Here is an 11,393-nt window from a genome sequence, read left to right as displayed (position 1 = left end):
GGCGGCGCCATGGCGCCGCCCGCATCAAGGATATCAGCTCAGAGACCGCTGTTTTGTGCGGCGGTCTTCAGCGCATCTTCCGGGGAAGCCGTGCCGAGCAGCGATTCCTGGATGGCCTGCTGCAGCGCGGTCGACAGCTCCTGGTATTTCGGCGTGGTCGGGCGTGGATACATGGCTGCCAGGCCGAGCTTGGCGGCGGCGATCAGTTCCTCCTGGCCCTTGGTGACGGCCGGGTCGTCATAGGACGAGGCCCAGATCGGCAGCGACAGCTTCGCGTACTGGTTCTGCGTTGCCTGCGAGGTCATGAACTCGATGTACTTCCAGGCTTCGTCGGGATGCTTGGAGACCGCGGTGACGCCGAGGCCCATCGAGCCGTTGACGGCCGACACTTCGCTGGTGCCAGCAACGCCCGGCGCCGGCACGACGCCGACCTTGCCGGCCACCTTCGAGTCCTTCGGGTCGTTGGCCATGTTGTACATGTAGGTCCAGTTCAGCGCGAAGGCGGCATCGCCGTTCTCGAAGACCTTGCGAACGTCCTCTTCCAGGAATTCCTTGGAATTGGGATTGGTCAGGCCCGACTTGTAGCTGTCGACCATGTATTTCAGCGCCAGCAGGCCGCCGCCATTCTGGAAGTCGGGCTTGCCGTCCTTGAGGAAGTCGCCGCCATAGGCGCTGACCAGCGTGGTGTAGTCGCAGATGGCGGCCTCGGCCTGTGACCAGCTCCAGGCGATCGGCGTCTTCAGCAGGCCCTTGTCCTGGATGATCTTGGCCTGCGCACCGAGCTCTTCCCAGGTCTTGGGCGGGGTCTTGATGCCGGCCTTTTCCAGAATTTCCTTGTTGTAGAACAGGTATTTGGTGTCGAGAATCCACGGCATGCCATAGGACTTGCCGTCATACTGAACGGTGGTCCAGGCGCCGGGCAGTACGCCCTTCTTCATGTCGTCGGTGATCTTGGAAGACACATCGACCAGCACCTTATTGGTGGCGTATTCGGCCGGCCAGATGACGTCGAACAGGACGACGTCATAGCCGCCGCCCGAACCTTGAGCGAGCACGGTCTTGTCGTGCAGGCCCTCATAAGGGACGAATTCCAGATTGACCTTGACGTCCGGATTGGCCTTGGTGAAGGCATCCGTCATGGCGCGCACGTCGGCCTCGCTATAGGCGGCCTGTGCCATGAAAAGCGCGTTGAGCGTCGTCTCGGCGAAGGCGTGAGGGACAGTGAGCCCTCCGATGAAGACTGCGCCCAGAAGCGTCCTAGCAATCGATTTCAGCATCTTCTTCTCCCATTTCTGAAGGTGACGGGCCGGCGTTCCCTGCCTTCCCGGGTTGATGTCGCGTGACTTGTGTTTCTATTAAGTCAATTCGCTTGACTTAATTAGTCGATCAATATTCTAGTGGAGTCAAGAGGGGAAACGCCGGTGGACGACATCAGCCCGATCCGCGCCAAGAGCGGCACCAACCAGGAAGGCACGAGCGCCCACAACCGCCGCGTCATGATCGAGGCGCTGCGTCTCAATGGCGCCCTCTCGCGGGCCGATTTGGCGCGGGCGACGCAGCTCACCAAACAGGCGGTCTCCAACATCATCGAGGACCTGGAAAGCGACGGTCTGGTCGTCGCGCTCGATGCGGTGCGCAAGGGCAGGGGCCAGCCGTCGACCCCCTACAGGCTGGTGCCCGAAGGCGCCTTCGCCATCGGCCTGCAGATCGATCGTCATCTGACGCGGGCGGTCGCGGTCGATCTGATGGGCAGCGTGCTGGCGCGCGCCGAGGCGAACCTGCCTTTCGATGAGCCGTCAAAGGGCGTCGAGGTGATCCTCGGTCTGATCGATGGCGTACGACGCGAGCTGACCGGCATCTCCTCGCAGTCGGAAAAACGCCTTGTGGGCCTCGGCGTCGCCATGCCCGGCCCGTTCGGACTGAAGAATTCGGACGACAAATGGATGATGCCGGCCTGGCAGAAGTTCCCGCTGCTCGACACGCTGGCAACGGGCACCGGCCTGAATGTCGGCCTGCAGAACGACGCCGCCGCCTGCGCGACGGCCGAGCGCATCGTGGGTGCCGCGCATGGCGTTGACCACGCAGTGTGCCTCTATGTCGGCTATGGTATTGGCGCCGGACTGATCCTAAACGGCGAGCTGTACAGCGGCGGCCATGGCAATGCCGGCGAAATCGGCATGGCCCTGCTGTCGCCGGCCGGACCCGGCTCGACACCGCTCGAACATCGCGCGTCGCTGGCCTCGCTTTACCAGCATCTTGGTCTCGATCCCGCCGACGAGCGCCTCTACGAAAAGATCGGTGCGCTGGCCGAGGCGGGGGATGTGAAGATCATGCACTGGATCGAGGGTGCGGCGCATGACCTGCGCTGGAGCGTGCATCTCATCGAAACCATCTTCGATCCGCAAACCGTCATCCTGACCAGCGGCGCGCCCGAAGCGCTGGCGCGCCGGCTCGTCGAGGCCATGCATCCGCTGCTACCGTCCATCGCCGACCGGCCCGGCCGGACCTTGCCGCGCCTGCAACTCGGCACCACCGATCCCTGGTCGATCGCGCTGGGCGCTGCGGCGGCGCCGATCAGCCGCGCCTTCGATCCACTGTTCTCGGCCATTCTGAAGACACGTTCGGGTCCGGCGTGAGAACCCGTCGGCCCGGCTTGCTCCAGCCAAGCCATTCCTGGTCGTCACACAGGGTTCATCGTGCGGACATAGCGTCATTCCCGGTTCTTTGCTGCAATGCAAAAGGAGTGGGACATGGTGGATATAGTTTCAAACGAGGCGGGGATTCCGAGACCGGATCATCCGCTTGAGCAATCGAGTGGCGCCAAATGGTTCCTGCCCGCCTTCGGCGTGCTGGTGCTGGTCGGCGTGGTCTATGTCGGCTACGCGCTGAGCCAGGACCTGGCGGAAGCCAAGACCGTGCCGTGGATCCTGCTCGGCATCGCCCTGCTGATCGCGCTCGGCTTCGAATTCGTCAACGGCTTCCACGATACCGCCAACGCGGTGGCGACGGTCATCTACACGCGCTCGCTACCGGCCGAATTCGCCGTCATGTGGTCGGGCTTCTTCAACTTCCTCGGGGTTCTTACCTCCAGCGGCGCGGTTGCCTTCGGCATCCTCTCGCTGCTGCCCGTCGAACTGATCCTGCAGGTCGGCTCCTCTTCCGGTTTCGCGATGGTGTTCGCGCTGCTCGTCGCGGCAATCCTTTGGAACCTCGGCACCTGGTTCCTCGGCCTGCCGGCGTCGAGCTCGCACACGATGGTCGGTTCGATCATCGGCGTCGGCCTCGCCAACCAGTTCATGGCACCGGCCGGCAGCGCCACCAGCGGCGTCGACTGGTCGCAGGCGACCAATGTCGGCACGACCTTGCTGGTTTCGCCGATTGTCGGCTTCTTTGCCGCCGCCGCCTTGCTCTATGCGATGAAGCTTCTGGTGCGCAACAAGGCCCTCTACGAGGCGCCGAAGGGCAACACCCCGCCGCCCCTGTGGATCCGGGCGCTGCTGATCTTCACCTGCACGGGCGTCAGCTTCGCGCATGGCTCCAATGACGGCCAGAAGGGCATGGGTCTGATCATGCTGATCCTGATCGGCGTTGTGCCGACGGCCTTCGCGCTCAACCGCACCCCCGACATCAACTATCTCGAGGCCTATAAGACCGCTTCGGTCGGGGTCGAGCAGGCGCTGGGCAAGTATGTCAAGCCAGGCGTCACCGTCACGGATGCCAAGGCGGCCGTGCAGGATGCCGTGCGCACCCGCACCTGGAGCGACCAGACGACGGTCGCGCTGCAGACCTACATCCACAACACCACCGCCGGGCTGCAGCCTTATGCGTCGGTCGAGAAGGTGCCGACCGATCTGGTCAGCAACGCCCGCAACGACATCTACCTGATCGGCGAGGCGCTGAAGCTGATCGACAAGAAGCAGCTGCTGCCGATGGAGGCCGCCGACCTGAAAGCGGTGACCGACTATCACAAGGCCGTCGACAATGCGACGAAGTTCATCCCGCTCTGGGTGAAGATCGCCGTTGCGCTGGCGCTCGGGCTCGGCACCATGGTCGGCTGGAAACGCATCGTCGTCACCGTCGGCGAGAAGATCGGCAAGAGCCACCTGACCTATGGCCAGGGCGCCGCCGCCGAACTCGTCGCCATGGTGACCATCGGCATGGCCGACCGTCTGGGTCTGCCGGTGTCGACGACCCATGTGCTGTCGTCCGGCGTCGCAGGAACAATGGCGGCCAATGGCTCGGGCCTGCAATGGTCGACGGTTCGCAACCTGCTGCTGGCCTGGGTGCTGACGCTGCCCTGCTCGATCACGCTGGCCTTCGTGCTGTTCATCGTCTTCCGTCAGGTGTTCTGAGCGGTCTACGCAAGCGATGCACTACCGGCGGCGCCAGTTTGGCGCCGCCTCGCTTTCGGGGATGTTCTCCCTAACGATCGGCGGCAGTCATGAACGACGCTTCGCATCTGGCCCTGCTCGCCGTCGACGACCAGCATCCGGCGCCCGGGCTGGTCTGGGCCTATCGCGGCGCGCCGGGCGAGCAAGCCGTGGCGCTAGCCCCGCGCGACATCGATGCCGCACTCGCCATGCCAAAGGGGTGGGTGTGGCTGCATGTCGATCTCGTCGACCAGCGCGCCCATTCCTGGGTCAGCCACGCCTGCGCCTTGCCGGGCCTCGGCCCATGCGATCCTCGAAAGCCATGAGGACAGTCCCGCGCTGGCGCATGAGGATGGCGTCGTCCACGGCATTTCCGCCGATCTGCACAGCGAGATCGCGCGTCAGTCGACCACCATTGGCAGATTGCGCTTCGCGGTCTCGGAGCGGCTGCTGGTGACCGGCCGCCGCCATTCGCTGGCGGCGGTCGAGGAGGTGCATGAGGCGCTGGCCGCGGGACTGCGGCCCGCCACCGCATTCGGGCTCTTCGAGACGATCGTGCTCGCCTTCTGCAGCGGCACCAGCCTGCGGCTCGCCGCCGCCACCAAGCGGCTCGACGAGGTGGAAGATCATCTGGTGACCGAGCGGCTTGCCGACGAAAGGCAGCGGCTGAAGGACGTGCGCCGTCTCGCGGTTTCGCTGCACCGGCCGATCTCGGCGCTGGCGGCGCTTTTTCAGGACGAGGACCGCTCGGATTGGAAACTGTCGGAGGCGGCGCACGAGACCTTGCGCCGGCTCACCACGCGTCTGGAGCGGCTCGACCGCGAGGTCGTCATGGTCAACGACCGGGCGCGGCTCTTGCAGGAGGAGGTCGCGGCCGAACTCGCGGACGAATCCAACCGCAGCCTGAAGGCGCTGGCGGTGATGAGCGCGCTGCTTCTGCCGGGCTCGCTGATCGTCGGCATGTTCGGCATGAACACCGCCGGCCTGCCGCTCACGCAGACGCCGGGCGGCTTCGAACTGGCGCTGTTGATCGCGGCGGCGGCGACCGGTGTATTCTACTGGCTCTTGCTGAGAGCCGGCGCCAATCTAAGGTTCTGAGCCTGGCTCGATATTCCAAGCCAAGGCGTTTCCGGCCTGAACGTTCAGGTCGGATCCTCGCGATGCAGGTCGTGGATGGTGACGCCGTCGGCATTGGTCGGCAGCATCAGCCACTTCTTGTGACGCAGCGTGCGCTCGGTGTCCTCGAGGCCCATCTCCCAATGCTCGCGCATCGAGGTGCCCGAAAACTCGTAGTCCTTGGCGTGGCCTTCATAACCTTTGTGCTGGTAGATCAGGTGGACGATGTTGACGACGCCGGCATTGGAGTAGTCGGCGATCAACTCCTGCTCGCCTTCCCTGAGCTGTTCCGGCGGCACGCGCTTCAGCGCGTCGAGCAGCTTCATCTTCAGCGCATGGATGCGCTCGAAATTGTCGGTGTTCTGCCGTGTGCGGCTGGAATACATGATGTCCTTGTGGCGCGACAATACGTCGGCCATGCCGCGCGGCAGCACGCCGCGGGCACTGAACAGATCGACCTGGAAGACCAGCGAGGAACGGTCCTCTTCCTGGTCGAGCAGATATTGCAACGGCGTGTTGGAAACGATGCCACCATCCCAGTAATATTCGCCTTCGATGCGGATCGATGGGAAGGCCGGCGGCAGCGCGCCGCTCGCCATGATGTGCTCCGGTCCGATGCGCACTTTCTCGGTGTCGAAATAGACGAAGTTGCCGGTCCTGACATTGACCGCGCCGACGCTCAGCCGCTTCTTGCCGTCGTTCAGCACGTCGAAATCGATCAGGCTCTCCAGCGTGTCCTTCAACTCGGCGGTGTCGTAGAAGCTGGTGGCCCCATCCGCGCCCGAGAGTTGAAACCAGGGGTTGGGATTGCGCGGCTTGAAGAAGCCGGGCTGGCCCATCGTCATGGTCATCAGCGACGAGGTCTGGTTGCGGATATCGCGGTAGATGTCGCCTTCGGGCGTATAGGACCAGATCTTGCGGCCGGAGATCGTCTGCCAGAACTGTTCCAGCCGCTGCAGCCGGCGGCTCGGCTCGTTGCCGGCTATGATCGCGGCATTGATCGCCCCGATCGAGACACCGGAAAGCCAGCTCGGTTCGCAGCCGGCATCGGCCAGCGCCTGATAGACGCCTGCCTGATAGGCTCCGAGCGCTCCACCGCCCTGGAAGACCAGCGCGATACGGTCATACTGCGCCGTGATTTCCTCGATGGTGGCGGCGGCTGCCTTGTTGCGGGTACGCTCAAGCACTGACTTTCTCCAGCTGGGTTGCGCTGGCAGCGGGGCGGCTGTGGTCAGCGAGGTAATCATGCACGACTTCGCCCAGGCCGAGCGTCAGATCGGCCTTGAAGTGGACGGCCGACACAATATCGAGCACGGGCAGCTTCGCCACGTCGGCCATGACATGGGGCCGCAGGTCGAGCGCGGCGGGCGCGGTCCAGGCTTCCGTCAACGTGATGTCGGTGAGGTAGTAGCGGACCAGCTCGCAGATGCGCGGCGTGCCATCGACATGCGGGATGATCTTGATCAGGAAATTGGGGGCGGCGAGCGAGGCGAGCACCGAATCGTGATCGGCTTCCCGGTGCTTGTAGCCCATCGTGCCGGTGGCGCACAGAACGCTGCCATAATGCAGCGTGCCGACGATCACCTCGCCCTCATGGACGATCTTGGGATTGGCGAGCTTCTTTGGAAAACCCCACAGCTCACGCCCGCCGGCGATCGGCGCGTCGTCGTCGAGATACATGGAATGGACGTAGCCGCCATGCTGGCCCTTGTAGCGCACCGGGATGACCTGGCCGGTCTCGGTGTAGTCGCCGAAGCCGGTGGAGTCGGGCATTCGGATGAACTCGTACTTGACCAGCGGCTCGTCGATTTCCAGCGGCGCCGGCACGACGGCTTCGAGCGCCTCGCGCGTCGTGCGGTAGGTGATGATGATATATTCGCGGTCGAAGAAGCGGTAAGGGCCCGGCGGGAAGGAAGGATTGGTGAGCGGCATCGCATAGGCGCGCTTCACGACATCGGCGATATCCATCCAGGTGCCCCCAACGGTTCGAAAATGACCCCGCGCGAATGCGCTGGCAAATATGTTGCATGGCAGCATGACAATGCCGTGTCACCGCGGCGACGCCCTGTCTCGGAGCCGGCAAGGGCCGTCGCGGGGCTGTAATCGAGCCGACACATGGCCATGGCATTGTCATGTTGCGTCGCACAAACTATGTCCCTCAACAGTCCCTCCCACCTCTTGCGAGATCTCCCCATGGGTTCCCTGTCTTCGAAGAATGCGCTTGTCACCGGCTCGACCAGCGGCATCGGCCTCGCGATCGCCCGCGCCTTTGCCGCCGAAGGCGCCAACGTCACCATCAACGGCCTGGGCGACGCGGCTGCCATCGAGCAGGAGCGCGCCGGCATCGAGAAGGATTTCGGCGTCAAGTGCCGCTACTCCGATGCCAACATGATGGACGGCGCCGCCGTCACCGCCATGATCCATGACGCCGAAGCGGCGTTCGGCAGTCTCGACATACTGGTCAACAATGCCGGCATCCAGCATGTGGCGCCGATCGAGGAATTTCCCGACGACAAGTGGGAAGCCATCATCCGCATCAACCTTTTGGCCGCCTTCTACGCCATCAAGGCCGTGGTGCCGGGCATGAAGAGCCGCAAATGGGGCCGCATCATCAACACGGCCTCCGCACACGCGCTGGTCGCTTCGCCGTTCAAGTCGGCCTATGTCTCAGCCAAGCATGGCATTGCTGGCCTGACCAAGACGGTGGCGCTGGAAGTCGCGCAGAACGGCATCACCGTGAACGCAATCGCGCCCGGCTATGTCTGGACGCCGCTGGTCGAAAAGCAAATCCCCGACACGATGAAGGCGCGCGGCATGACCGAGGAACAGGTCAAGCACGACGTGCTGCTGGCCGCGCAGCCGACCAAGGAATTCGTCACCGTCGAGGAGCTTGCGGCCCTGGCATTGTTCCTGTGTTCGGATGCGGCCAAGCAGATCACCGGCACGACCTTGCCGATGGACGGCGGCTGGACGGCACAGTAGAGCTGGTCGAGACAGACCGCCTTCCGGCCGATGCCAGGGGCGCCGGCGGGAAGGCAGTGCGCGTTCCATGAAAATCATCCAGCTTTCCGATCCGCATCTGATGACGCCGGGCGGTGTTCTCCATGGCTCCGATCCGCTCGACCGGCTGCAGGCCTGCCTGGCGGATATCGGCCGGAACCATGCCGACGCCGATCTGGTGGTGATATCGGGCGACCTGACCAATGATGGCGAGCGCGCCGCCTATGCGGCATTGCGGGAGGCGCTGGCGGGCTTCGCGCCGCCGTGCCGACTGATGCTCGGCAACCACGACGACAGGGCGCTATTTCTCGAAATGTTCCCGGAAGCGCCAGCCGAACGAGGTTTTGTCCAGAGCGTCTTCGATGGCGGCGAAGGCCGGCTGATCCTGCTCGACACGTTGGACAACGGCCGTGTCGAGGGCCGGTTGTGCGCGGCCCGGCTGGCCTGGCTGGACGAGAAGCTGCAAGAAGCGCGGGACCAGCCGGTCTTCCTCTTCATGCATCACCCGCCGTTCCGGATCCACATGCCGGTGCTTGACGAGGTCATGCTCGCCGAGGCCGATGCCTTCCATGACGTTCTGCGGCGCCACGGTAATGTCGGCCACGTCTTCGCCGGCCATGTCCACAGGCTGATCGCCGGCAGCTGGCGCGGCATACCGGTCAGCACGCTGCGCAGCACCAACCACCAGAGCGCACTCGATTTTTCGGACAACTGGCGACTGGGCCACGAGCCGCCCGCCTATGCCGTGATCTTCATCGAAGCCGATGGCGTGGTCGTCCATTTTCACGAGTTTGGGGCCGGCCGACCCGAGCCGGTCAAGGGTCGTTGACGAGGCGGCTTTCGCCGCCGCCAAGGTGGGTCTCCCACACATGATCGGAGATCAGCCGCCGGTATTGCCGGGTCATGACCAGTTTTCTATGCGAGGCGCCGCCGACGTGAAAAAAAGCTCCGCCCAGCATGCGATGGTCCGCTTCTATCCCACCAAGGTCGAGATCGGCTGCCGTCTTCCGCGCATCGGAAACATCGTTCTCGCCGAGCCCGCGATACAGCAGCGTCCAGTTTCCGCCGCCGGTATCCATCCCGCTGATAAAACGCGGTGTGAAGTCCAAGTCCAGTCCTTGCACGGCGCTGAAGCGGAAGAAGCAGAAGCCAGCCCACATGAACCAGGCTTCGGGGTCCGCCTGCGCCGGGCGCTTTGAGCCATAGACGACTTTTCCCTCCATCATCGCGGCAATGTCCACGGGGACGATCGGAAAGCAGTCGTGATCCAGAAACCCGAAAAGCTCCGGCCGCAATGACCGAACGATGTTGTGGAAGATCCAGTTCATGGATATGCCGTGCGACCGATTGGGATGGCTTTCCCGGTTCCGCGGCAAACCGAAATAAGTGATTTTTCGCGCCCGGCAGATATCCGCAATATGCACCCTGGCCGACAGATCGGTTGAATTGTCGATGACGACCAGCGTCATTCCCGACGAATACAATTGCCAGGCGCGGGTGAGCGCATCGATGACCCAGGGCGTATTGAAGGCAATGACAAAGCAGAAGCGTCGGGAGCCGGTTTGCCGCAGTTCCTCTGCGAATTTCAGGCCTTCTGGAATGCCGCGCGCGCGAAAATCACGCTCAACCAAGGCGTTGCGAAAAGCCTTGGCCTTTCTGACAGGCCAGTTGTGGTTCAGCAGATCAACAAGGCCCTTGGCCGGCTTCCAACTCATATACTTCGCCATTTCTCCAAAATCAGATGCTTGCTCCATAAGACGAAGCCCATCTTCCCACAACTCCGGTCTCGAACCGCGAGAATTTCGCGACCGTATTTCAACCCGATCTGGTCGCGGGCGCTATCAATCGAGACACCGGAGCGCTAAAACGCCATCCGGGTTCTGCACGGGGGTTGATATGTTTATTGCGATCTTCCGCGCGTTGCGCGCCATTCTCTTCATTGCCGCTAGTATTGCCTTGGCGATGTGCGCGCGGGCGCAAGCGGTCGAATTCAAGACGATCACGATCAAGGTCGGCTATGGTCCGGGCGGGGGCTATGACCAGACATCGCGGCTGATCGCCCGCCATTTTGGCCGGTTCCTGCCGGGCAGTCCGGATATCATTGTCCAGAATGTACCCGGCGGCGGCAGCCTGAAGCTCACCAAGATGGTGCTGGGCAGCGAGCCGGCCGACGGAAGCGTCATCGCTTCGGTCAGCGAAGCCATGTCCTATGCGCCGGTGCTTGATCCGCAAAACGCCAATTTCGATCCGCTTGCGCTGCAATGGATCGGCTCGCTCGTCAACGAGCCTGCCTATTGCATGACTGCCAAGGGCTCCGGCATCGACACGATGGACAAGTTCCTGCAGTCCGATTTCCTGATCGGGGCGACCGGCAAGAGCAGCGTGACCTACATTTTCGCCGCGCTGGCCAAGAACGGGCTGAAGGCGAAGTTCAAGATCGTTACGGGCTTTGACGGTACCGCCGATATCGAACTGGCGATGCAGCGGGGCGAAATCGCCGGAATGTGCGGCGTTTCCAGTTACAACATCTCCGGAAACCGCGACACGCTCAATCTCATTGGAACGTTCGGCTCAGGCACGGCCGTTGGCGAGGCGAAGCTTGAGCGGTTCAGTGACAAGATCGAGGATGCCAAGGTCCGCGAGGCGGCCGCGCTCATCGAGACGACCCTGCAGTTCCATCATCCCTTGGTTGTCCCGCCGGGCACGCCCAAGGAGACAGTAGAGGCGCTGCGCAAGGGATATATGGAGATGGTGCGGGATCCGGCGTTCCTGGCCGACATCGGCAAGCTCAGCGAAATGACCGTCAACGCCACCAGCGGCGAGGACATAAGCCGGCTCGTGTCGAAGCAGTTGAACGCGGGGCCGGATGTGTTCGAAACCGCCAGAAATCTGGTGAAGTAGATTCTC

At 63.2% G+C, this 11,393-nt stretch carries 11 protein-coding genes; 7 read left to right on the top strand and 4 right to left on the bottom strand.

Translation table 11 applies throughout. From position 1 onward, the window contains the following. Positions 1-38: 38 nt before the first annotated feature. Positions 39-1,277, bottom strand: coding sequence for an extracellular solute-binding protein (locus LB569_RS25820; protein ID WP_224694592.1), 1,239 nt, complete (start codon positions 1,275-1,277; stop codon positions 39-41). 144 nt (positions 1,278-1,421) lie between these two features. Between LB569_RS25820 and LB569_RS25815 the strand changes: the two genes are divergently transcribed. The 4 genes from LB569_RS25815 to LB569_RS25800 all read left to right on the top strand — a co-directional run bounded on the left by LB569_RS25815 (position 1,422) and on the right by LB569_RS25800 (position 5,468). After that, a complete protein-coding gene (locus tag LB569_RS25815; protein ID WP_140708149.1) occupies positions 1,422-2,636 on the top strand; it encodes an ROK family transcriptional regulator in 1,215 nt (404 codons plus the stop codon). Positions 2,637-2,750: 114 nt separating this feature from the next. Then, complete coding sequence (locus LB569_RS25810) at positions 2,751-4,352, top strand: inorganic phosphate transporter (protein ID WP_224540241.1); 1,602 nt, start codon at positions 2,751-2,753, stop codon at positions 4,350-4,352. An 89-nt stretch (positions 4,353-4,441) separates the two neighbouring features. Next, positions 4,442-4,696 carry a hypothetical protein gene (locus tag LB569_RS25805; protein WP_224694591.1) on the top strand — a complete coding sequence of 85 codons (255 nt, stop codon included), beginning with the start codon at positions 4,442-4,444 and terminating at the stop codon, positions 4,694-4,696. Beyond that, positions 4,605-5,468, top strand: a complete 864-nt coding sequence (locus LB569_RS25800; protein WP_224694590.1) for a CorA family divalent cation transporter — start codon at positions 4,605-4,607, stop codon at positions 5,466-5,468. Before LB569_RS25805 ends, LB569_RS25800 begins: the two co-directional genes overlap by 92 nt. A 44-nt stretch (positions 5,469-5,512) precedes the next feature. Here LB569_RS25800 and LB569_RS25795 read toward each other — a convergent pair whose 3' ends face one another. Then, positions 5,513-6,673: a patatin-like phospholipase family protein gene (locus tag LB569_RS25795; RefSeq protein ID WP_140708154.1), complete on the bottom strand. Its 1,161-nt coding sequence runs from the start codon at positions 6,671-6,673 to the stop codon at positions 5,513-5,515. Next, the gene (locus LB569_RS25790) at positions 6,666-7,454 is read right to left on the bottom strand and encodes an acetoacetate decarboxylase (RefSeq protein ID WP_224540244.1); all 789 of its coding nucleotides are present in this window, start codon (positions 7,452-7,454) and stop codon (positions 6,666-6,668) included. The genes LB569_RS25795 and LB569_RS25790 overlap by 8 nt, the downstream gene beginning before the upstream one ends. A gap of 225 nt (positions 7,455-7,679) precedes the next feature. Between LB569_RS25790 and LB569_RS25785 the strand changes: the two genes are divergently transcribed. After that, positions 7,680-8,468 carry a 3-hydroxybutyrate dehydrogenase gene (locus LB569_RS25785; protein WP_224540246.1) on the top strand — a complete coding sequence of 263 codons (789 nt, stop codon included), beginning with the start codon at positions 7,680-7,682 and terminating at the stop codon, positions 8,466-8,468. Positions 8,469-8,535: 67 nt separating this feature from the next. Beyond that, entirely contained in the window at positions 8,536-9,315 is a 780-nt protein-coding gene (locus tag LB569_RS25780; protein WP_224694589.1) for a phosphodiesterase, read from the top strand. On the opposite strand, the gene LB569_RS25775 is transcribed toward LB569_RS25780, so the two are convergent. Then, a complete protein-coding gene (locus LB569_RS25775; protein WP_224694588.1) occupies positions 9,302-10,201 on the bottom strand; it encodes a hypothetical protein in 900 nt (299 codons plus the stop codon). The two genes, LB569_RS25780 and LB569_RS25775, sit on opposite strands and share 14 nt — an antisense overlap. On the opposite strand from LB569_RS25775, the gene LB569_RS25770 reads away from it, so the two are divergent. Beyond that, the gene (locus tag LB569_RS25770; RefSeq protein ID WP_224694587.1) at positions 10,182-11,387 is read left to right on the top strand and encodes a Bug family tripartite tricarboxylate transporter substrate binding protein; all 1,206 of its coding nucleotides are present in this window, start codon (positions 10,182-10,184) and stop codon (positions 11,385-11,387) included. The two genes, LB569_RS25775 and LB569_RS25770, sit on opposite strands and share 20 nt — an antisense overlap. The last annotated feature ends 6 nt before the right edge of the window (positions 11,388-11,393 follow it).

The organism is Mesorhizobium sp. BH1-1-4 (assembly GCF_020165665.1).
GTDB lineage: Bacteria > Pseudomonadota > Alphaproteobacteria > Rhizobiales > Rhizobiaceae > Mesorhizobium.
The sequence above is the reverse complement of the archived record's forward strand: the minus strand, read 5'-3'. Positions and strand labels throughout refer to the sequence as shown.

Coding starts and splice junctions, on each gene's coding strand:
- LB569_RS25820 (WP_224694592.1), bottom strand. CDS start 1,277: ATGCTGAAATCGATTGCTAGGACGCTTCTGGGCGCAGTCTTCATCGGA.
- LB569_RS25810 (WP_224540241.1), top strand. CDS start 2,751: ATGGTGGATATAGTTTCAAACGAGGCGGGGATTCCGAGACCGGATCAT.
- LB569_RS25805 (WP_224694591.1), top strand. CDS start 4,442: ATGAACGACGCTTCGCATCTGGCCCTGCTCGCCGTCGACGACCAGCAT.
- LB569_RS25800 (WP_224694590.1), top strand. CDS start 4,605: ATGTCGATCTCGTCGACCAGCGCGCCCATTCCTGGGTCAGCCACGCCT.
- LB569_RS25790 (WP_224540244.1), bottom strand. CDS start 7,454: ATGGATATCGCCGATGTCGTGAAGCGCGCCTATGCGATGCCGCTCACC.
- LB569_RS25785 (WP_224540246.1), top strand. CDS start 7,680: ATGGGTTCCCTGTCTTCGAAGAATGCGCTTGTCACCGGCTCGACCAGC.
- LB569_RS25780 (WP_224694589.1), top strand. CDS start 8,536: ATGAAAATCATCCAGCTTTCCGATCCGCATCTGATGACGCCGGGCGGT.
- LB569_RS25775 (WP_224694588.1), bottom strand. CDS start 10,201: ATGAGTTGGAAGCCGGCCAAGGGCCTTGTTGATCTGCTGAACCACAAC.